General features: G+C 68.1%; 16 protein-coding genes and 1 pseudogene. 14 read left to right on the forward strand and 3 right to left on the reverse strand.

Going from position 1 to position 20,312, the window contains the following annotated elements; translation table 11 throughout:
* Window positions 1-78 precede the first annotated feature (78 nt).
* Window positions 79-996 (forward strand): LysR family transcriptional regulator, encoded by a 918-nt coding sequence (locus tag NU688_RS04240; RefSeq protein ID WP_257859286.1) that lies wholly within the window; start codon window positions 79-81, stop codon window positions 994-996.
* On the opposite strand, the gene NU688_RS04245 is transcribed toward NU688_RS04240, so the two are convergent.
* Window positions 972-3,212, reverse strand: coding sequence for a DUF6351 family protein (locus NU688_RS04245; RefSeq protein ID WP_257859287.1), 2,241 nt, complete (start codon window positions 3,210-3,212; stop codon window positions 972-974). The genes NU688_RS04240 and NU688_RS04245 overlap by 25 nt on opposite strands.
* Window positions 3,213-3,345: 133 nt before the next feature.
* On the opposite strand from NU688_RS04245, the gene NU688_RS04250 reads away from it, so the two are divergent.
* On the forward strand, window positions 3,346-4,044 hold the full coding sequence (locus NU688_RS04250; RefSeq protein WP_257859288.1) for a Crp/Fnr family transcriptional regulator: 699 nt from the start codon (window positions 3,346-3,348) through the stop codon (window positions 4,042-4,044).
* A 12-nt stretch (window positions 4,045-4,056) separates the two neighbouring features.
* Here NU688_RS04250 and NU688_RS04255 read toward each other — a convergent pair whose 3' ends face one another.
* On the reverse strand, window positions 4,057-4,341 hold the full coding sequence (locus tag NU688_RS04255; RefSeq protein ID WP_176658121.1) for a hypothetical protein: 285 nt from the start codon (window positions 4,339-4,341) through the stop codon (window positions 4,057-4,059).
* Between the two features lie 76 nt (window positions 4,342-4,417).
* Between NU688_RS04255 and NU688_RS04260 the strand changes: the two genes are divergently transcribed.
* The 4 genes from NU688_RS04260 to NU688_RS04275 all read left to right on the forward strand — a co-directional run bounded on the left by NU688_RS04260 (window position 4,418) and on the right by NU688_RS04275 (window position 8,668).
* On the forward strand, window positions 4,418-5,311 hold the full coding sequence (locus tag NU688_RS04260; RefSeq protein ID WP_257859289.1) for a LysR substrate-binding domain-containing protein: 894 nt from the start codon (window positions 4,418-4,420) through the stop codon (window positions 5,309-5,311).
* Between the two features lie 130 nt (window positions 5,312-5,441).
* A complete protein-coding gene (locus tag NU688_RS04265; protein ID WP_257859290.1) occupies window positions 5,442-6,650 on the forward strand; it encodes a CaiB/BaiF CoA-transferase family protein in 1,209 nt (402 codons plus the stop codon).
* Complete coding sequence (locus tag NU688_RS04270; RefSeq protein ID WP_257859291.1) at window positions 6,647-7,630, forward strand: hydroxymethylglutaryl-CoA lyase; 984 nt, start codon at window positions 6,647-6,649, stop codon at window positions 7,628-7,630. Before NU688_RS04265 ends, NU688_RS04270 begins: the two co-directional genes overlap by 4 nt.
* 45 nt (window positions 7,631-7,675) lie before the next feature.
* Window positions 7,676-8,668 (forward strand): tripartite tricarboxylate transporter substrate binding protein, encoded by a 993-nt coding sequence (locus tag NU688_RS04275; RefSeq protein ID WP_257859292.1) that lies wholly within the window; start codon window positions 7,676-7,678, stop codon window positions 8,666-8,668.
* A gap of 73 nt (window positions 8,669-8,741) precedes the next feature.
* Here NU688_RS04275 and NU688_RS04280 read toward each other — a convergent pair whose 3' ends face one another.
* Complete coding sequence (locus tag NU688_RS04280) at window positions 8,742-11,273, reverse strand: CehA/McbA family metallohydrolase (protein WP_257859293.1); 2,532 nt, start codon at window positions 11,271-11,273, stop codon at window positions 8,742-8,744.
* A 398-nt stretch (window positions 11,274-11,671) separates the two neighbouring features.
* Between NU688_RS04280 and NU688_RS04285 the strand changes: the two are divergent.
* The 8 genes and pseudogenes from NU688_RS04285 to NU688_RS04320 form a co-directional block, all read left to right on the forward strand.
* Window positions 11,672-11,851: pseudogene (locus NU688_RS04285) on the forward strand (LysR family transcriptional regulator); the annotation flags it as partial.
* Window positions 11,852-12,335: 484 nt separating this feature from the next.
* Window positions 12,336-14,141: an FAD-dependent oxidoreductase gene (locus NU688_RS04290; RefSeq protein ID WP_257859294.1), complete on the forward strand. Its 1,806-nt coding sequence runs from the start codon at window positions 12,336-12,338 to the stop codon at window positions 14,139-14,141.
* Window positions 14,138-15,997: a 2-oxoacid:acceptor oxidoreductase subunit alpha gene (locus NU688_RS04295; protein WP_257859295.1), complete on the forward strand. Its 1,860-nt coding sequence runs from the start codon at window positions 14,138-14,140 to the stop codon at window positions 15,995-15,997. Before NU688_RS04290 ends, NU688_RS04295 begins: the two co-directional genes overlap by 4 nt.
* Complete coding sequence (locus NU688_RS04300) at window positions 15,994-17,049, forward strand: 2-oxoacid:ferredoxin oxidoreductase subunit beta (RefSeq protein ID WP_257859296.1); 1,056 nt, start codon at window positions 15,994-15,996, stop codon at window positions 17,047-17,049. The genes NU688_RS04295 and NU688_RS04300 overlap by 4 nt, the downstream gene beginning before the upstream one ends.
* 45 nt (window positions 17,050-17,094) lie before the next feature.
* Window positions 17,095-17,532: a CBS domain-containing protein gene (locus NU688_RS04305; protein ID WP_042579206.1), complete on the forward strand. Its 438-nt coding sequence runs from the start codon at window positions 17,095-17,097 to the stop codon at window positions 17,530-17,532.
* Between the two features lie 46 nt (window positions 17,533-17,578).
* Window positions 17,579-18,184, forward strand: coding sequence for a TetR/AcrR family transcriptional regulator (locus NU688_RS04310; protein ID WP_257860508.1), 606 nt, complete (start codon window positions 17,579-17,581; stop codon window positions 18,182-18,184).
* A 98-nt stretch (window positions 18,185-18,282) separates the two neighbouring features.
* A complete protein-coding gene (locus NU688_RS04315; protein WP_257859297.1) occupies window positions 18,283-19,284 on the forward strand; it encodes an NADP-dependent oxidoreductase in 1,002 nt (333 codons plus the stop codon).
* 37 nt (window positions 19,285-19,321) lie between these two features.
* A complete protein-coding gene (locus tag NU688_RS04320) occupies window positions 19,322-19,999 on the forward strand; it encodes an SDR family oxidoreductase (protein WP_257859298.1) in 678 nt (225 codons plus the stop codon).
* Window positions 20,000-20,312 lie beyond the last annotated feature (313 nt).

The following is a 20,312-nucleotide window of genomic DNA, read 5'->3' on the forward strand; positions in this document are numbered from 1 at the left end:
GGCTCGACTTTCTTCCATGCGCACCCGGATGGGTAGATGGCAAAATTGCATCCAACACATTCCCGAATCGAATACACCATGGACACCTTGCGCGCGCTCTCGGCCTTCGTGCACAGCGTCGAACTCGGAAGCCTCTCGGGCGCGGCCCGCGCGCTCGACACCACGCAGCCCACCATCAGCAAGCTGGTCGCGGGGCTGGAGCGGTCGCTGGGTGTCCGGCTGTTGCGCCGCGCCGCCACCGGTCTCAGCCTCACCGAGGAAGGGCAGCGCTTCCACGAGCGCGCCCGCCGTGTGCTGGAGGACTACGGCGATGCGGTCGCCGATGCGCGCGAGCAGGTGCAGCAGCCGCAAGGCCTGCTGCGTGTGAGCGCGCCGGTCACCATGGGCCAGCGGCACCTCAACGCGATGGCGGTGGAGTTCCTGCGGCTCTACCCCGACATCGAACTCGAGCTGGTGCTCGACGACCGCTTCGTCGATCCGCGCGAGGAGCGCATCGATGTCTCGCTGCGCGTAGGCGGTGCGTTGCCGCCGGATCTCGTCGCGAAGCACCTCGGCTCGTGGCCGCGCGTGCTCGTCGCCTCACCGGACTACATCGCTGCACGCGGCAAGCCTCGCAACCCGAAGGACCTGCTTTTGCACGACTACATCCGCTACGCCGCAGGCGACGACGGCGTCCTGCTGCAGGGCCCGGAAGGCCCAGTGACCGTGCCGGTGCGCAGCCGCTACCGCGTGAACAACGCGGTCGCCATGCTCGACAGCGTGCTCGGCGGTGCCGGCATCTCGCTGCAACCCACCTGGATGGTGGCCGACCATCTGGCCGATGGCAGCCTGGTGCGCGTGCTCGCGCGCCACACGGGGCCGGCGCAGGAGGTGTACCTGCTCTACGCCCCGCGCCGCCACCAGCCGCTGCGCGTGCGCGTGCTGGTGGATTTCCTGGCAGAGCGGGTGGCGCAACTGCCAGGCGCGGATCGTCAGTTGAGCGGCAAGCGCAGGTAGGTGCCGCGCAGCGGCTCCTGGCCCGCGCCGGGCTTGCTCCAGTCGCACACGCCGCTCGGGAAGATCGTCTGCAGCCGAGCGAGGTCGGCGCCGGCAATCGTCACCGAGTAGTCGGCGGCGTTGACCGGCTTGAGCTGGCACTTGAGCACGTCGTTCACCATCGGCGAGCCGGCCACGAGGCGCGGCGTGGTGAAGCGCGGGTACACCGTATTGCAGCTGGCTGCAGGGTCCATCGATGCGGCCTCGTCGATGCGCGTGCCGGTCTTGTTCCAGCAGGCGTCGTTGGCGCCGGCGGGCTTGTTGCGCACCACCTTGTCGGTCGAGGCGGGCGCCGGGTCGGCCGCCATGTTGTCCAGCCACTTGTTCATCACATCGATCGAGCCGCTCATGTAGTCGTAGCCCGAGGTGGAGCCCAGCGTCCAGATGATCTGGTTGTCGGTGCGGCCGTTGGCACGCTGCAGGCGGGCCCGGATGATCAGGTCCTGCGTCGTGTCATGGATGTCGCCCACCGCATCGGCATTGCCGCGCTGCGTGATGATCGGGATGTTCGCAAGGCCCGGGCCCCTGAAGCTGTTCTTGAAGCCGCCCGCGTAGGTGAGCTTGAGCGCATCGGGGTCGGCTTCGGAGCGCGCGGCCTGCGTGTTGCCGTCGCCGTCGAAGCCGCCGACCTTCTCGTTCAGGTCGAGGAATTCCTTCACCGAGATCGCGCCGCTGTTCAGCGCCGCCAGGCCGTACTGCAGGCCGATGTTGTCGAGCGGCCGGCGGGCTTCCTGCGTGCCCGGGCGCTTGCCCAGCAGGTTCACGTTGGTCTGAAACAGATCGCAGCGGATGCCGGTCGGATTGGTCGCCCGGTTGAAGATGTTCGCCACGTTGGCCGGGTCGGTCAGGCCGCAGCCCGCCGCGTTGTCCGACTTGATGATGCTCGCGAAGGCCGCGTCCCATGACAGGCAGGTGTTCGTGTTGAAGCCGTTCACCGCGTTCTGCTTGGCGGGCGTCCAGGCAGCATCCAGCTTGTAGACGTTGTTGAGCAGCCGGCACTCCATCACCTCGGGCATCAGCGTCTCGGGGAACGACACGATGGGCTGGATGCCGTCGAGCAGGCCCGGGTAGAGCTGCGCGATCAGGTACTGCTGGATCGCGCCGCCCGAGCCGCCGAAGCCAACGGTCCACTTGGGCACCTCGCCGAATTCCTCGATGACGTGCTCCTTCATCATCATCAGCGTCTCGCCCTGCAGGTGCGGGTTGGCGTGCTGGTTGTTCCAGAGCTCGGTCGAGTTCATGAAGGCGAAGCCGCGCGAGAGCTGGATGTGGCCGACGTCGCCGAGGATCGTCTCGATGGGGTGAACGCCCTGGTTGTACTGGGCCGAGCCGCAGCAGTCGAAGTAGGCGACCAGCTTCTTGTTCCAGCCGGAACCGGGCTTCCACATGGCCGGCGAATTCTTGGCGGGGTTGTCGAGCACCGCGAGCCGGTACACGCCGCGGTTGATGGTGCCCGACTCCACGCGCACGATGTAGGGCACGGTGGTGCCGTCGTTGGTGGTGGTGGTCACCAGGTCGGCCGGGCGCGGGCCGGTGGGGTCCGCCAGCGGCTTGAAGATGTTGGTGTTGGTGCGGTAGTACCAGACCACCTGCGTCGCGGCCGAGCAGTCGGCATCGAGCGCGGCACCCAGGCCGTTCTGCACGGTGCGGCATTCGTACGGCGAGATGTGCGGGCCCGAGAGGATCGGCCCGGTGATCGGGTAGTTGACCAGCTTGGCCTCGGTGCGCTGCGCCGCCACATCGGCATTGCTCACCACCAGCGTGTTGACGCTGCCGGTGGCGCTGCCCGCATCGGTCGTGAGGCCGGTGACGAGGCCGCGCAGCACGCGGTTCGTGCTGTTGAAAACGGGCACCTGCGAGGTCACGTCCTTGCCGTTGAGGCTCACGCGCACCTTGTCGAGCGCAACGCCCGCGGGTGCGGTCACTTCGATCAGCGTGTCGCCGCCGCTGACCATGTCGGGCGCCGAAGAGAGTGTCTTGATCTGGAACGCGGCCGGCGCTGGCGTCGTGGGCGGCGGGTTGGCGTTTGGAAAGAACGAAAACACCGAGCCGCTATCGGAACCTCCGCCGCAGCCTGCAACGAGCAAAGCGCCGGCCATCGCGATGCCTGCGGCGGCGAACTGGACACGGGGCCACGGAGAAACCCGCTTGTGCGGGCGGCGAGGTGTAGCGAGCATGGAAGTCTCCTTCTGTTATGTGTTCTGGAAGATTAAGGATGGACGTTCCACGCTGCGGTCGTCGCGACGACATATGAGGCGCCAATCGCTAGAGGTAATCCCTGATTCCGTATCGGCGCCGGCCGCGCAGCCCATGGAAGACATGGTGCGGCACTCGCGATGGGCAGCGGGCCTTTCGCCCGCCGACGTCGAGCATGTGCTGGGCAGCATGCAGGAGCGTCAGTTCGCGCGCGGCGCCTGCATCGCGCGGGCGGGGCAACTCGTCGAGCACTGGATGGGGCTCATCGACGGCTTTGCCAAGATGTCGGTGGCCTCGGAAGAGGGCCGGGTGTCCACGCTCACCGGCGTCTCGGCCGGTGTGTGGTTCGGCGAAGGCTCGCTCTTCAAGCACGAGGCGCGCCGCTACGACGTGTTCGCGCTGCGGCCCACGCGCGTGGCGCTGATGCCGCGCCGCACCTTCGAATGGTTGCGCGGCACCAGCGTGCCGTTCAACCACTACCTGCAGGACCTGCTGAACGCGCGGCTGAGCCTCTTCATCGGCGCGCTGGCGCACGAGCGGCTGCTCGACACCGATGCGCGCGTCGCGAATTGTCTGGCGAGTCTTTTCAACCCCGACCTGTACCCGGACGCCCCGCGCTTCCTGGAAGTGGGGCAGGTCGAGATCGGGCTGCTCGCGAACGTGTCGCGGCAGCGTGTGAATGTGGCGTTGCAGCGCTTGCAGGCACTGCAGCTCATTCGCTTGGAGAAGCGCGGGTTGACGGTGCTCGACCTCGGCGGCTTGGTCAACTACAAGGCCATCGACACCGGCGCGCCGCCCGTGCGATGCGCCTGAAGCGGTGTCAGCTCACTCCGCGCGGACTTCGAAGTACGCCTCGTCGGCCTCGCCAAGCGCGCGGAAGCCCGCCGTCTTCGCTGCGTCGTAGGCCTTGGCCCAGCGCGCGGCGAGCGCAATTTCGTCCTTGGTCAGTTCGTCCGCGCTGGATTCGCTGGCGTTCTCGAACGCCTTCAGCGCCGGCTCGACCTCGTCGCCCAGCAGCTTGTCGAGTTCGCGGCGAAAGCGCGTCTCGGCGGTGGCGATGACGTCGGAGGGGGCGTCGGGAAAATCGATCAGTTTCACGGTGTAGCTCATGGGGCGCGATGCTACGTGATGACCGTGTCGGCGCGCACAATCGTGGCCATTCCTTTCGACCCAGCCCCGCCGCGCCGTGAACCTGCACCGCCTCGACCTCGTCTCGCTCTCGCTCTTCAACCTCGTGGTGCGCACCGGCAGCATCAGCAAGGGCGCCGAACTTGCGCACCTGGCGGTGGGCGCGGCCAGCAAGCGCATCTCCGATCTGGAGGCGGCAGTGGGCACCGAACTCTTCGAGCGCCATTCGCGCGGCGTCACGCTCACCGTCGCGGGCGACGCGCTGCACCGGCATGCGCAGCGCATCCTGAACGACGTCGACCAGCTCGCGGCCGACCTGTCGGACTACGCCTCGGGCGTGGTGGGCGTGGTGCGCCTGTGGGTCAACACCTCGGCCGTGACGCAGTTCCTGCCGCGCGAGCTCGCAAGCTTCGTGGCCGCCAACCCCCGCATCCGCATCGAGCTCGAAGAGCAGAACAGCAGCGAGATCGTGCTGGCCGTGCTCGACGGCCGCGCCGACGTCGGCATCTTCGCGGACGGCACGCCCACGCTGGGCCTGGACATCGTGAGTTATCGCGAAGACCGCCTGGTGCTGGTGGTGCCGCGCGGCCACCCGCTCGCGCGCCGCAAGAGCGTGCGTTTCGAAGAAGCCTGCGACTTCGACTTCGTGACCCTCTCTGGGGCCACCTCGCTCGCGCAGCGCCTGCAGGCCGCCACCGAGGTGCTCGGGCGGCGACTCAAGCTGCGCATCCAGGTGCGCAGCTTCGATGCGATGTGCCAGATGGTCGCCGCGGGCATGGGCGTGGCGGTGCTGCCGCGCGAGGCGATCCAGCCGCACCTGCGCTCGATGAACCTGCGCGAGATCACGCTGGAGGATGACTGGACCCACCGGCGCCTCGTGATCGGCCTGCGCGACGCGGGCGCGGTGCCGCGCCACGTGCGGACGCTTATCGACCACCTCTGCGCGGGTTAACCCCTTCCAGCTTTCGCGGTTCGCGAAAGCTGGGTGCGCGCCTTTGTCGTTCCCTTCGAGATGCCGGCTGCCCAGAATCCGGGCATCGGATGCAGCACACCGTCTGCACTCCACCGGAGACTTCAAACACATGGCTTCCACGCTACCCACCCCCAGCGCCTTGCAAGGCGTGCGCGTCATCGAAATGGGCCAACTCATCGCCGGCCCCTTCGCCGGCAAGACACTCGGCGAATTCGGCGCCGACGTCGTCAAGATCGAGCCGCCCGGCAGCGGAGACCCGCTGCGCAACTGGCGGCTGATCCAGGAGGGCACCTCGGTCTGGTGGCAGGTGCAGTCGCGCAACAAGCGCTCCATCGCGCTGGACCTGCGCAGCACCGAAGGCCAGGACATCGCGCGCAAGCTCATCGCCGAGGCCGACGTGCTGATCGAGAACTTCCGCCCCGGCACTCTGGAGGGCTGGGGCATGGGCTACGACGTGCTCTCGGCGCTGAACCCCGGGCTGGTGATGCTGCGCATCTCGGGCTACGGGCAGACAGGCCCCTACCGCGACCTGCCGGGCTTCGGCGCCATCGGCGAGGCGATGGGCGGGCTGCGCCACCTCACCGGCGAGCCGGGCCAGGTGCCGGTGCGCTGCGGCATCTCCATCGGCGACACGCTGGCCGCGCTGCACGGCACCATCGGCGTGCTCACGGCGCTGTATCACCGCAAGGTCAATGGCGGCAAAGGCCAGGTGATCGACGTCGCGCTCAACGAGGCGGTGTTCAACGTCATGGAGAGTCTGGTGCCCGAGTACAGCGCCTTCGGTGCGGTGCGCGAGCCCGCGGGCAGCGCGCTGCCCGGCATCGCGCCGTCGAACGCCTACCGCTGCAGCGACGGCTTCGTGCTGATCGCGGGCAACGGCGACAGCATCTTCAAGCGGCTGATGCAGACCATCGGCCGCGACGACCTCGGCGCCGATGCGGCGCTCGCCGACAACGCGGGCCGCGTGGCGCGCGTGGAAGAACTCGACCGGGCCATCGAGGCCTGGACGCTCGCGCGTTCGGTGGCCGAAGTGCTTGAGGTGCTCGGCGCGGCGCGCGTGCCCGCCGGCAAGGTCTACACCGCCAAGGACATCTGCGAAGACCCGCACTACCGCGCGCGCGACATGTTGCTGCAACAACGCACACGCGACGGCCACGACATCGAGGTGCCCGGCGTGGTGCCCAAGCTCATGGGCACGCCGGGCACGGTGCGCTCGTCGGCACCCGGCCTCGGCGACGACACCGATTCAGTACTCGACGAACTCGGCTTCACCGCCGAAGACATCGCCGCCCTGCGCGGCAGAAAGGTGGTTGCATGAACAACGCGGTGTGGAACGGCGCCTCGCAGCGCATCAGGATGTACGAGGTCGGCACGCGCGACGGCCTGCAGGCCGAGGCGGCCTTCGTGCCGACAGAGGACAAGATCGAACTGGTCAATGCGCTCTCGCGCGCGGGCATGGCGAAGATCGAGGTCACGGCCTTCGTGTCGCCGAAGGCGATTCCCGCGTTGTCGGACGCCGAGATCGTGCTGCGCGAGATCGAGCGCGTGCCGGGCGTGGTCTACAGCGCGCTGGTGCCCAACGTGCGCGGCGCCGAGCGTGCCATCGACGCGCAGGCCAACGAGATGAACCTCGTGATGTCGGCCAGCGAGAGCCACAACCTCGCCAACCTGCGCATGACGCGCGAGCAGTCGCTGCGCGGCCTTGCCGAAGTGGCGTCGCTCGCGCGGCAGGCCGGCGTGGCGGTGAATGTGTCGCTGTCGTGCAGCTTCGGCTGTCCGATCGAAGGCGATCTTGCGGAGAGCGATGTGTTCGCATGGTGCGGGCGCTTTGTCGAGGAGATCGGTGCGACCGGCATCACGCTGTGCGACACCACCGGCATGGCCTATCCGGGGCAGGTCGCGCGCATGGTGCGTGAATTCATCGCGCGCTGGCCCGCCACCGACCTGACCCTGCATTTCCACAACACGCGCGGCATGGGCCTCGCGAACGTGCTGGCGTCCATCGACGCGGGTGCGCGCTGCTTCGATGCCTCGATCGGCGGTATCGGCGGCTGCCCCTATGCCCCGGGCGCTTCGGGCAACGTGTGCAGCGAGGACATCGCGCATGCGCTGGAGCTCATGGGCTACGACACCGGCATCGACGTGCAGGCGCTGATGGCGGCCGCGCGCCGCCTGCCGGCCCTCATCGGGCACGACACGCCGAGCCAGATCGCGAAGGCCGGACGCCGGCTCGACCTGCATCCGGCGCCGGCCGACTTCGAGGCCACGCGGGCGCGGGCCCTTGCGCGCGAACACTGATTTCCCATCGACTTTCACTTCAACAGAAAACCAGGAGACAAAGACATGCGACAGCAACCGAATCCCTCATCGCCGAGGCGCCGCAGCCTCTGCGCGCTCACGGCCCTCGCGGCATTGGTCGGCACCGGCGCCTTCGCGCAGACCTACCCGACGCGGCCCATCACGATGGTCGTGGGCGCCGCGGCCGGCGGCACGACCGACATCGCGGCGCGCATGCTGGCCGATCCGCTCGGTAAGGCGCTGGGCCAGTCGGTCATCGTGGACAACAAGTCGGGCGCGAGCGGCGTGATCGCCGCGGTGCAGGTCAAGCGCGCCGAGCCCGATGGGCAGACGCTGCTGATGCAGTACTCGGGCTACCACGTCATTTCCCCGCATGTGCTCAAGCAGAAGCAGTGGGCGCCCGAAGACCTGCGCGCGGTGGCCAACGTGCTGAGCGCGCCGCAGGTGGTGGTGGTGCGTGCGGACGTGCCGGTCAAGAACATGACCGAGCTGATCGCCTACGCCAAGGCGCACCCGGGCAAGCTCACCTTCGCATCGTCGGGCCCCGGCTCGCTGCAGCACGTGACCGGCGCCATGCTGGAGCAGCAGGCCGGCATCCGCATCACGCACATTCCCTACAAGGGCACGGGGCCGGCGCTGCAGGACCTGCTCGGCGGCCAGGTCGACATGACCTTCGGCACGCCGCCGCCCTTCATGCCGTTCATCCAGTCGGGCAAGCTGCGCGCCATCGCCGTGACCGGCAAGACGCGCGTGGCGTCGCTGCCGGGCGTGCCGACGGCCGCGGAGGTGGGGCTGCCGAACCTCGATGCGACCTCGTGGTTCGCGGTGTTTGCGCCGGCGAAGACGCCGCAGCCCGTGATCGATCGGCTCAACGCCGAGATCTCGAAGATCGTGGCGACGCCTGCGTTCCAGCAGAAGGCGGCCGAACTGGGCGCGACGGCGGACTACATGAACGCCAAGCAACTCGACGACTTCAGCAAGGCCGAGTTCGTGCGCTGGGGCAAGGTGGTGGAGGCCGCGAAGATCAAGGCTGAATGACCGAAGGCGCGTGTCGCCTGGCCCCATGAAAAAAGCCCCGCATCGCGGGGCTTTCTCATTGGCGGGGCGCAGCTTACTTTGCAGACAGCAGGAACACCTGCTGCGTCTGGTCCCGCTGCAGCCGCGTCGCATTGCGCGTGCTGGCGAACGCGATCACGCCACCCGAAGTCACGGGCCAGGTGTTGATGCCCGAACCCTTCAGCAGCGTCCCCGCATCCCAGCCCGCGGGCTTCTTGTAGACAGCCGTCATCACGCGCCAGCGCCAGTCGGCCGAACGCGAGTCGAACCAGACCACGCGCACCGAGCCGTCCGCATCCACGCCCAGGCGCGGACGCTGGCTCATGGTGGTGGGCTCGGCGGCCAGCACGGCGGGTGCCGAGAAGGTCGCGCCGCCGTCGCCCGACACCGCCGCGAGCACCGCGAGGTTCTTGCCGGCCGGCTCCTGCTCCTTGCTTTCCCAGGCGACGACGAGGTCGCCGTTGCCAGCGAAGGCCACATCGGGGTGGCGATCGGCGCGGTCCGTCGCGCCCAGGCTCACGGGCGTGGCCCATGCACCGGCGGCGCCGCGCACCGCGACCTGGATCTGCCAGTCGTCGGGGTTGGAGCCGTCGCCATAGGCGGCCGCGCCGGTCCACAGCGGGTCCTGGTCGTTGCGGTTGTCCTGCCATGCGACGGCCACGCGGCCATCGGCCGCGACCGTCACGTTCGGCAGCACCGAAGCGGGGTAGTGCGGCGAGCGCGTGTCGTCGGGCGTGCCGGCATCGACCGACTTGCCGGCACGCGAGAGGTTGCGCGGCTGCGCGTCGGTGCCGACCTCCTGCACCATGATGTCGAAGGGCTGGCCGCTCTGGATTTCCTGCCACGCGACCACCGGCTTGCCGCTGGCCGCGAGGGCGAGGTCCGGATGCTCGGCGCGGCCTTCGAGCGAGCGCACCGTGTCGGTCGATGCCCAGGTCGTGCCGCCATCGGCCGAATGGCGCAGGTTGATGACCGGGCGATGCGGCACCTGCACGGTGTCTTCTTCCCACGCCACCCACACGTCGTTGCCGCGCACGGCCACGCGCGGAAAGCGCGCGATGCCCTTGCCGCTCAAGGTGCGGCCGGCATCGTTCCAGACGCCCTTGGCATCGCGGCGGCGGTAGACGACGGTGCTGGTCGCGTCGTCATGCATCTCGGTGACGGCATGCACCACGCCCGCGTCGGTCACGATGTCGGGGAAGCCCGCGAAATCGCCGCGTGCACCGGCGACGCGCAGAGCCCCGTCGGCCACGCTGTCTTCCTTCGGCAGAGCGACCTCCGGCTTCGGATCGACCGGTGCGGGCGAAACGAAGATCGGCGACACGGCGGCCTTCAGCTCCATCGCCTGCGCGGCCGGCGGAATCGGCACATTGAGGCCGCGCACTTCGACGCGGTACCAGTCGGGCTGCGAACCGGCGGTGACGTCCACGCTGAAGGTCTCGTCGTCGCGCGTCGGCTTGAAGGTCTTGAATGGGCCGGCGCTCTTGCCGGGCATGCGGAACACCAGCACGTCCATGCCCGCCGCGCGCTGCACGCTGATGCGCAGGTGCCCGGCGGTGCCCGCGGGAACGAAGACCTCGTCGCCGCTCATGGCGGTGTAGCCGCCGCCCTTGAGGTCGGAGGTCATCGAGACGGCGGGGCCGGTGGGGTTGATCGACAGGCTGGTGTAGCCGGCGCGCATGGCTTCGAGAATGCCGCGCTCGTTGTAGGCCTTGGCCAGCACCTTGGTCACGGGCATGCCGGGGCTGTTGAGGTAGGGCGCGCCCCAGTATTCGCGGAAGTGGTTGTCGCTCGCGCCGGCCACGCCGAATCGGAAGCCCGCGTTCCAGCGGTTCTCGGCGTAGTCCATCTGCTTGTCGGGGCTCTTGGAGCGGTTCCAGACTTCGACCAGGTTCACGCCCTGCACGTTGGCATTCACGTTGGGCGAGCCGTCGGGATTCATCTCGCCGTCGTCGGCATGCGCGACCGACCAGATGGCGCCTTGTGCGTGCGCGTCCCAAATCGATTGCTGCACCAGCGCGAACTGCGCGCGGTCCGGATGCATCGCGCCTTGCACGACCGAGTCCACGCCGCCCAGTGAAATGGCGTGCGGCTTGCCGTTGGCCTCTTCGCCGCGCAGGAGCAGCAGCGACGACGATTCCCACAGCGGGTCGTAGTGCTGGTCGTAGGTGCGGTGATCGGTGAAGGGCATGAAGTCCAGGCCGGTGCGCCCGGCCTGGCCGATCTGGTCGGCCAGCGAGAGGTTGCCCTTGGCCATGTCGTGGTTCAGCTGGCGCGGCGCGCTGCCGTCGTCGGAGTGGTCGTCGTGCACATGCGTGTCGCCCTTGAACCAGGTACCCGTGGGCGCGGCCTTGTCGGCGAGCGAGAACTTGGCGACGACGTTGCGGGCCTCGCCCATCGTCAGCTCGCAGACATCGGTGCTGCCTTCGCAAGCGCCTTGCCAGCCGGCGAAGACGGAGCCGTGCGCGGCGGTGGCGATGAGCTTGACGCTCGCGCCCTCGGCGTAGTCGGCGCTGCACTGCGTGTCGCAGGCGATGGCGGTGTCCAGCGACTCCACGTCGCCGCTGCCGTCGCCTTGCACGCTCACGGACGCGGTGTGCTTGGCGCCTGCATCGCCGGGAGGGGGCGGGTTGTCAGGGGTGCCCGGGCTATCGGGGTTGCCGGAGCCCTGGCCAGGGAGAAGGGGGAAGAAGGAGCCTCCGCCGTTGCCCGAGCCTCCCCCGCATGAAGCGAGGAAGACCGCACAGGCCACCACCAGGAAGCGTTTTGAGAAAGTTTGAGTCGCCGACACCGTGAAACCTCTGGAATGAAGGCGGGACTCCGCAGGGCTGCCTGCTGGGTGATCCCACCGGAAATGGGAACCAAAGGATGCTGTTTGCGCGTTACACGATTGTGAAAAATACTCAACGAATTATTTGTTTTTGATTAAGTAATGTTCAATTGAAGGCCGCCACCCGCGTCCACCCGATGACTGAAGATCGCGCGATGGACATCGCCTCACTCGAAATCCTCGTGGCCGCCATTGAGGAGAAAAGCCTTTCGCGTGCGGCCGACCGGGTGCATGTCGTCACCTCCGCCGCGAGCAAGCGCATCACCGAACTGGAGCGCCAACTGGGCACGCGCCTCCTGCGCCGACACGGCCGGGGCGTGGAGGCCACGCCAGCGCACCGGCGAGCGCCCAGGCCTCCACTACGTCGTCGAAACCGATCCCGAGACGGGCTGGCTCGACGAGATCTCGCGTTGGTACGACACCGAGCACATGCCCGGCCTCGCGGCGGTGCCTGGGTGCGTGCGGGCGATGCGTTTTCTCAACCGCGGCGCCGGGCCGCTGTCGCTGGCCTGCTACGACCTGCTGCGCGAAGACGTGCTGGGCTCGCCGCCCTGGCGCGCAGCGCGCGCCACCGCCTGGAGCGATATCGCGCGGCCGCACTTCACGAACACGAAGCGGACCATGTTCCGGGTCGTCGCCGACGCGCAGGACGCCGCCGATTGAACGGTCCACCGTTTTGCGGCTGATCGCGTCGCCCCCGCGCAGGGGCGGGCGCCTGCGGGATTTCACCAAGGTGGTGCAGCCGCCACTGCGGCGCATACTGCGCCAAACCCACATGACGGCCCCTTCGGGGCCAGGGCGACTGTCAGGAGACACGCTTTGCAGCGAACCGACATTGCCAACCCGGCCTATTTCCACAAGGTCGTCGATTGCCAGTACGCCTGTCCGGCGCACACCCCCGTCCCTGAATACATCCGCATGATCGCGCAGCGCCGCTACGGCGATGCGTACATGATCAACTGGGCCTCCAACGTCTTCCCGGGCATCCTCGGACGGACGTGCGACAGGCCCTGCGAGCCGGCTTGCCGGCGCGGGCGGGTGGAGGAAAGCAACGCCAGCGCGCCTGAGCCGGTGGCCATCTGCCGGCTCAAGCGCGTGGCCGCCGACATGAAGGAGGACGTGCGCGCGCGCATGCCCAAGAGCGCTGCGAAGAACGGCAAGCGCGTCGCCTGCATCGGCGCGGGGCCGGCCTCGCTCACCGTGGCGCGCGACCTGGCGCCGCTCGGCTACGAGGTGACCGTGTTCGACGGCGAGGCCAAGGCCGGCGGATTCATCCGCACGCAGATCCCGCGCTTTCGGCTGCCGGAATCGGTGATCGACGAGGAGACCGGCTACGTGCTCGACCTGGGCGTCGAGTTCCGCGGCGGCGAGCGCATCGACTCGATGAAGGCGCTGATGGGCCAGGGGTGGGACGCGATCTTCGTCGGCTGCGGCGCACCGCGCGGGCGCGACCTCGATGTGCCCGGCCGAAAGGAAGCAGCGGCCAGCATCCACATCGGCATCGACTGGCTCAACTCCGTGTCCTTCGGCCACATCAGCAGCATCGGCCGGCGCGTGATCGTGCTGGGCGGCGGCAACACGGCGATGGACTGCTGCCGCTCGGCGCGGCGCCTGGGCGGCACCGACGTGAAGGTCATCGTGCGTAGCGGCTTCGACGAAATGAAGGCCTCGCCCTGGGAAAAAGAAGACGCGCAGCACGAGGGCATTCCGATTGTCAACTTCCACGTGCCCAAGGCCTTCGTGCATGACCAGGGCCAACTGCAGGGCATGACCTTCGAGGTGGTCCGCGCCGAATACGACGACAAGGGCCACCGCTCGCTGGTGCCCACCGGTGAGCCGGACGCCTTCTTCGAATGCGACGAGGTGCTGGTCGCGGTCGGCCAGGAAAACGCCTTCCCGTGGATCGAGCGTGACAGCGGCATCGCCTTCGGCAAGTGGGGCCTGCCCACGCTCGACAAGAACACCTTTCAGTCGACGGTGCCCAACGTGTTCTTCGGCGGCGATGCGGCCTTCGGCCCGAAGAACATCATCACGGCCGTGGCCCACGGCCATGAGGCGGCGGTGTCGATCGACAAGCTGTTGCGTGCAGAGCCGGTGTACGTGCGCCCCGCGCCCATGACCAACCTGGTGTCGCAGAAGATGGGCATCCACGAGTGGAGCTACGACAACGACACCTCCAACGACCTGCGCTACAAGGTGCCGTGGGCCAAGGCCGAGACGGCGCTGGCGAGCATCCGCGTGGAGGTCGAACTGGGCTTCGACGCCGCCACCGCCTTCAAGGAGGCCGAGCGCTGCCTCAACTGCGACGTGCAGACCGTGTTCACCGAGGCCGCCTGCATCGAATGCGATGCCTGCGTGGACATCTGCCCGATGGACTGCATCAACTTCGTCGACAACGGCGAGGAGGCCGAGCTGCGGCCCCATCTCAAGGCGCCGGCGCTGAACCTGACGCAGGACCTGTACGTGTCCGGCGGCCTGAAGACCGGCCGCGTGATGATCAAGGACGAAGACGTATGCCTGCACTGCGGCCTGTGCGCCGAGCGCTGCCCGACGGGCGCCTGGGACATGCAGAAGTTCCTGCTGAAGATGACGCCGGCGGGGCAGGGGCAGGGGGTGACAGCATGAGCGCTACCGTTCCGCAGATCGAAGGCATCAACGACTTCGTCATCAAGTTCGCCAACGTCAACGGCTCCGGCTCGGCCTCGGCCAACGAGCTGTTCGCCAAGGCGATCCTCCGCATGGGCGTGCCGGTGAGCCCGCGCAACATCTTCCCGAGCAACATCCAGGGCCTGCCGACCTGGTACGAGGTGCGCGTGACCGAAGCCGGCCACCTCGGGCGGCGCGGCGGCACCGACATGATGGTGGCGATGAACCCGCAGACCTGGGATGCCGACCTGGCCGAGCTGGCACCCGGCGGCTACCTCTTCTACGACAGCACGCGGCCGTTGCCGCCCTCGAAGTTCCGCGACGACATCCGCGTGATCGGCATGCCGCTCACCGAGATCTGCAACGCGGTCTATCAGGACCCGCGCCAGCGGCAGTTGTTCAAGAACATCGTGTACGTCGGCGCGCTGGCCATCCTGCTGGGCATCGAGCCGGAAGTGGTCGAGAAGCTCTTCGGCGAGCAGTACAAGGGCAAGGAAAAACTGCTGGCCTCCAACGTGCAGGCGCTGCACCTGGGCTGCGACTTCGCGCGCGAGCATTTGCGTGAACCGCTGGGCATCAAGGTGCGGCGCGCCGATCGCGTGGGCAACCGCATCTTCGTGGACGGCAACAGCGCCGCGGCGCTGGGCTGCGTGTACGGCGGCGCGACGGTCGCGGCCTGGTATCCGATCACGCCTTCGTCCTCGGTGGCCGAGGCCTTCCAGAAGTACTGCACCAAGTTCCGCGTGGACCCCGCCACCGGCCAGCACCGCTTCGCCATCGTGCAGGCGGAAGACGAGCTCGCCTCCATCGGCATGGTGGTCGGCGCCGGATGGAACGGCGCACGCGCCTTCACGCCGACCTCGGGGCCGGGCATCTCGCTGATGACCGAGTTCATCGGCCTCGCGTACTTCGCGGAGATTCCGGTCACGCTCATCAACGTGCAGCGCGGTGGCCCCTCGACAGGCATGCCGACGCGCACGCAGCAGGCCGACATCCTCTCGTGTGCCTATGCTTCGCACGGCGATACCAAGCACGTGCTGCTGTTCCCCGAAGACCCGCACGAGTGCTTCGAGCACGCGGCCGCGGCGCTCGACCTGGCCGACCGGCTGCAGACGCCGGTGTTCCTCATGACCGACCTGGACATCGGCATGAACCAGCGCCTATGCGAGCCCTTTGCGTGGGACGACGCCAAGGCCTACGACCGCGGCAAGGTCATGACTGCCGAAGAGCTGGAGGCCGGCCGCGACTTCGGCCGCTACAAGGATGTGGACGGCGACGGCATCCCCTGGCGCACGCTGCCGGGCACGCACCCGACCAAGGGCAGCTATTTCACCCGCGGCACCACACGCGATGCCTACGCGCGGTATTCGGAGCGGGGGCCGGACTACATCTACAACGTCGAGCGGCTGCTGAAGAAGTTCGCGACCGCGGCCACGCTGGTGCCCCAGCCGGTGCTGCGGCCCGCGGCAGAGAAGACCGACCTGGGCGTGATCTATTTCGGATCGACCAGCCCCTCGATGCACGAGGCGCTGGAGGCGCTGGAAGAAGAGGGCATCCACCTCGATGCGCTGCGGCTTCGCGCGTTTCCGTTCCCGGACAGCGTGGCGCAGTTCCTCGCCGCGCACCGGCAGGTGTTCGTGGTCGAGCAGAACCGCGATGCGCAGATGCGCAGCCTGTTGGTCAACGAGCTGGACTTCGATCCGGCCCGGCTGGTGCGCGTGCTGCATTTCGACGGCACGCCGATCACGGCGCGCTTCATCGGCGAGGCGATCGCCGCGCATGTGCGGAAGATGGCGCCCGTCGCCCACACGAAGGAATGGAAGGAGTCCGCATGACCTACCTCGCCAAGCCAAGGCTGCACCACCCGACGCTGGCCACCAACAAGGTCGGCTACAAGCGGCGCGACTACGAGGGCAAGATCTCCACGCTGTGCGCGGGCTGCGGCCACGACTCGATTTCCGCCGCCATCATCGAAGCCTGCTGGGAGCTGGACATCGAGCCGCACCGCGTGGCCAAGCTCTCGGGCATCGGCTGCAGCTCGAAGACGCCCGACTACTTCCTCGGCGCCTCGCACGGCTTCAACACCGTGCACGGCCGCATGCCCAGCGTGCTGACCGGCGCCAACCTGGCCAACCGCGACCTGCTGTACCTGGGCGTCTCGGGCGACGGCGATTCGGCTTCCATCGGCCTCGGCCAGTTCGCGCACGCCATGCGGCGCGGCGTGCGCATGGCCTACATCGTGGAGAACAACGGCGTCTACGGCCTCACCAAGGGCCAGTTCTCGGCCACGGCCGACCAGGGCTCCAAGAGCAAGAAGGGCGTGGTCAACACCGACAGCCCGGTGGACCTGGTCGCGCTCGCGCTGCAACTCGGCGCGAGCTATGTGGGGCGCGGCTTCTCGGGCAACAAGGCGCAGCTGGTGCCGCTGATCAAGGGTGCGATCAGCCACGGCGGCTCGGCCTTCATCGATGTCATCAGCCCCTGCGTGGCCTTCAACAACCACCCGGGCAGCACCAAGAGCTACGACTACGTGCGCGAGCACAACGAGGCGGTGAGCCGCATCGACTTCATCAGCGGGCGGGAAGAAATCACCGCCGACATCGGCCCCGGCGAGGTGATGGACGTGCGCCAGCACGACGGCACGCTGCTGCGGCTGCGCAGCCTCCACCCCGACTACAACCCCGGCGACCGCTACGCCGCGATGGCCTACATGCAGCGCCACCACGAGATGGGGGAGGTGGTGACGGGGCTGCTCTACGTCGACCCGCTGGCCACCGACCTGCACACGGCGCTCAACACCTGCGACCGGCCGCTCAACACGCTGGAGGCAGACCAGCTGTGCCCCGGCGTGAGCGCACTCGAAAAGCTGAACGCCTCCTTGCGCTGAGCAGGCGCCGGCGGCACCATTGACCTCACTTCCGGAGGGCGCACCATGGCCGAGCGCACCGTTTTCCAATCCGTCTCGCGCAAGCACGTGATCAGCCTGGGCCCGCAGGCCAGCGTGCGCGATGCCGCCTGCGTGATGACGCGTGCCAACTGCGGCAGCGTGCTCGTCATGGAGTTGCCCGACACGCTGCTCGGCATCCTCACCGAGCGCGACCTGATGACCCGCGTGCTCGCCAAGGGGCTCGACCCCGACCGCACGCCGGTGCGCGAGGTGATGACGCCCAACCCGATCTGCGTGCCGCCCGAGACGCTGGTGTCCGACGCGGTCGTGCTGATGCTGGAGCGCGGGTTTCGCCACCTGCCGCTGGTGTCGGGGGCGAAGATCCTGGGCGTGTTCTCGGTGCGCGATGCGCTGCCGCGGGAAATCGGCACGGCGCTCAGCCAGACGGAGTTCAACGAGCAGGTGAACGACGCACTGGGGTGAGAAGCGGCAACCGGCGGCTGCCTTGCGCGCGTTTGGCTATTTGAATATGATGAGTGTCATGCCAAATGCAAAAATCAACGCCAGGAGTGCCGCCAAGGAGGCTTCGCACGAACGCATCGTGGCCGTTGCTGCCAAGGCCATTCGCCGCAGCGGCTACGACGGCACCGGCGTCGCCGACATCATGAAAGAGGCGGGCCTGACGCACGGCGCGTTCTACGCGCATTTCCCGTCGCGCGAGGCCATGCTGGCGGAAGCGTCCGTCCGTGCGTGCGCGGAGGCCGCCGCAGCAGCGGCAGATGCCGCAGCCAGCGTTCCCACCGGCGAAGCCCTCGAACGCATGCTTCGCGCCTATCTCTCGAAAGAGCACCTGGCCCACGCAGACATTGGCTGCCCCTTGGCCGCGCTGGGCTCGGAAACCCCGCGGCAGGCGCCCGAAGTGCGCAGCGCGACGACCCGGCACATCAAGGCGATGGTCGACCTGGTCGCGCGCCAATTGCCCGATTGGGGACAGCCCGGCGCCCACGAGCAGGCACTCGTGACGATCGCCACCATGGTCGGCGCCTTGACGCTGGCCCGTGCGGTCGACGAGCCCGCGCTGTCCGAGCGCCTGCTGGAAACGGCCCTCCATCGGCTGCTCCCCGCCGAGGCCTGATTTCACCCCCGAAGAATGCCGCCCATTCGCTCGCCCTTGAATATGATGAGCGTCATGCCAAATTCGATTTTTACCCCAGCCAACCCCAAGGAAACGCCATGAAGGCGTTTGTTCTCGATCGATACGGCAAGAAAGGCGCGCTGCGATCGGCAGACATGCCGATGCCGAGCCTGCACGACGACGAGGTCCTGGTCGAGGTCCACGCCGCGGGTGTGAACCTGCTGGACGCCAAGATCAGGGACGGCGAGTTCAAGCTCATCCTGCCGTACCGCCTGCCGCTCGTGCTGGGGCACGACGTGGCCGGCGTCGTGGTCAAGACCGGGCCGCAGGTGCGGCAGTTCAAGGTGGGCGACGAGGTCTATGCGCGCACCGACGATTTCCGCATCGGCACCTTCGCGGAGTTCGTGCCGGTGAAGGAGGTCTCGCTCGCGCTCAAGCCCGGGAACCTCACGATGGAGGAGACCGCTTCCATCCCGCTGGTCGGCCTCACCGCGTGGCAGGCGCTCGTGGAAAAGGCAGGGCTCAAGAAGGGGCAGCAGGTCTTCATCCAGGCGGGCTCCGGCGGCGTGGGAACCTTTGCGATCCAGCTCGCGAGGCACCTGGGCGCCACCGTCGCCACGACGACGGGCACGTCCAACGTCGAGTTCGTCAAGCGCCTTGGCGCGAACATCGTCGTCGACTATCGCAAGCAGGATTTCGAAGACATCCTCAGCGGCTGCGACGTCGTCCTGAACAGCCAGGACGGCAAGACGCTCGAGAAGTCCCTGCGCGTGCTCAAGAGCGGCGGAAAGCTCATCTCCATCTCCGGACCGCCCGATCCCGAATTCGGCAAGACCATCGCGGCGCCCGGTTTCGTGCGGCTGGTCATGCGGCTGCTGAGCGCCGGCATCCGGCGCCGGGCGCGCGTCCGCGGCGTGGGCTATTCGTTCCTCTTCATGCGGGCGAACGGCGGCCAGTTGCGCGAGATCACCCGGCTCATCGAGGCCGGCGCCATCCGCCCCGTGATCGATCGCGTCTTTCCGTTCGCGTCGACCAACGAGGCCCTCGCCTATGTCGAAGCCGGCCGTGCCAAGGGCAAGGTCGTCATCAAGCTCAAGTGAACCTGTTTTTCAACCTGCAACCCTCTGGAGATATTTCATGAAGATCGAAAACGCCGTCGTCCTCGTCACCGGTGCCAACCGCGGCATCGGCCTCGCATTCACGCGCGAACTGCTTGCCCGCGGCGCTCGCAAGGTCTACGCCGGTGCACGCGACCCCGCCACCATCACGCAGGCCGGCGTCGAGCCGCTGCGGCTCGACGTCAACAAGCCCGATGAGGTGGCGGCCGCCGCGGCGCTGGCTTCCGACGTGACGCTGGTCATCAACAACGCCGGCATCGCGCAGGCCGGAGGCTTCCTGGCGCCGGACAGCGAAGAGGTCGCGCGCCGCATCTTCGAGACCAACTTCTTTGCCGTACTGCGCATGAGCAAGGCCTTTGCGCCGGCGCTCGCGGCCAATGGCGGCGGCGCGCTGCTCAATGGGCTGTCGGTCGCCTCGTGGGTGAACGGCGGCGAGCTGGCTGCTTACTCGGCGAGCAAGTCCGCGGCCTGGTCCCTCACCAACGCGCTGCGCAGCGAACTCGCGCCGCAGAAGACCCAGGTGCTGGGTCTGCACATGGCCTATGTCGACACCGACATGACCAGCAGCTTCGACGTGCCCAAGACCAGCCCCGAGGACATCGTCCGGCGTGCGCTCGACGGGCTCGAAGCCGGCCAGGACGAAGTGCTTGCGGACGAGCTCACGCAGCAGGTCAAGCGGGGCATGGTGGCGTCATGAAGCAAGGCCGCCTGTGACCTGAAGGAGCGTGCCGACGCGCACGGTCACTTCAGGCGGCGTGCGGTTCGCCTGGCGCGAACTGGGCACGGACAACCCCGGCACGCCGCCACGCTGGCGGCGGCCAAGCCGCGGGCGCTGATCTTCATGTCCTTCGGGCCGTCGATGGTGCACTTCGTCGAGCTGGTGATGGTGGCGCCGGGCGAGCGCTACCTGCGCTGAGCGCCCGCACCTCCCTGCACCAAACGGGACGACGCATGCGCCACAACGGCGCACGCCGCCGCGCCCTGCGACCCGTCGAGCGCCGCATTTGGTG

It is taken from the genome of Variovorax sp. ZS18.2.2, from assembly GCF_024701975.1.
GTDB lineage: Bacteria > Pseudomonadota > Gammaproteobacteria > Burkholderiales > Burkholderiaceae_C > Variovorax.

Coding starts and splice junctions, on each gene's coding strand:
- NU688_RS04320 (WP_257859298.1), top strand. CDS start 19,322: ATGAAGATCGAAAACGCCGTCGTCCTCGTCACCGGTGCCAACCGCGGC.
- NU688_RS04265 (WP_257859290.1), top strand. CDS start 5,442: ATGGCTTCCACGCTACCCACCCCCAGCGCCTTGCAAGGCGTGCGCGTC.
- NU688_RS04250 (WP_257859288.1), top strand. CDS start 3,346: ATGGAAGACATGGTGCGGCACTCGCGATGGGCAGCGGGCCTTTCGCCC.
- NU688_RS04295 (WP_257859295.1), top strand. CDS start 14,138: ATGAGCGCTACCGTTCCGCAGATCGAAGGCATCAACGACTTCGTCATC.
- NU688_RS04305 (WP_042579206.1), top strand. CDS start 17,095: ATGGCCGAGCGCACCGTTTTCCAATCCGTCTCGCGCAAGCACGTGATC.
- NU688_RS04245 (WP_257859287.1), bottom strand. CDS start 3,212: ATGCTCGCTACACCTCGCCGCCCGCACAAGCGGGTTTCTCCGTGGCCC.
- NU688_RS04300 (WP_257859296.1), top strand. CDS start 15,994: ATGACCTACCTCGCCAAGCCAAGGCTGCACCACCCGACGCTGGCCACC.
- NU688_RS04270 (WP_257859291.1), top strand. CDS start 6,647: ATGAACAACGCGGTGTGGAACGGCGCCTCGCAGCGCATCAGGATGTAC.
- NU688_RS04310 (WP_257860508.1), top strand. CDS start 17,579: ATGATGAGTGTCATGCCAAATGCAAAAATCAACGCCAGGAGTGCCGCC.
- NU688_RS04315 (WP_257859297.1), top strand. CDS start 18,283: ATGAAGGCGTTTGTTCTCGATCGATACGGCAAGAAAGGCGCGCTGCGA.
- NU688_RS04240 (WP_257859286.1), top strand. CDS start 79: ATGGACACCTTGCGCGCGCTCTCGGCCTTCGTGCACAGCGTCGAACTC.
- NU688_RS04255 (WP_176658121.1), bottom strand. CDS start 4,341: ATGAGCTACACCGTGAAACTGATCGATTTTCCCGACGCCCCCTCCGAC.
- NU688_RS04275 (WP_257859292.1), top strand. CDS start 7,676: ATGCGACAGCAACCGAATCCCTCATCGCCGAGGCGCCGCAGCCTCTGC.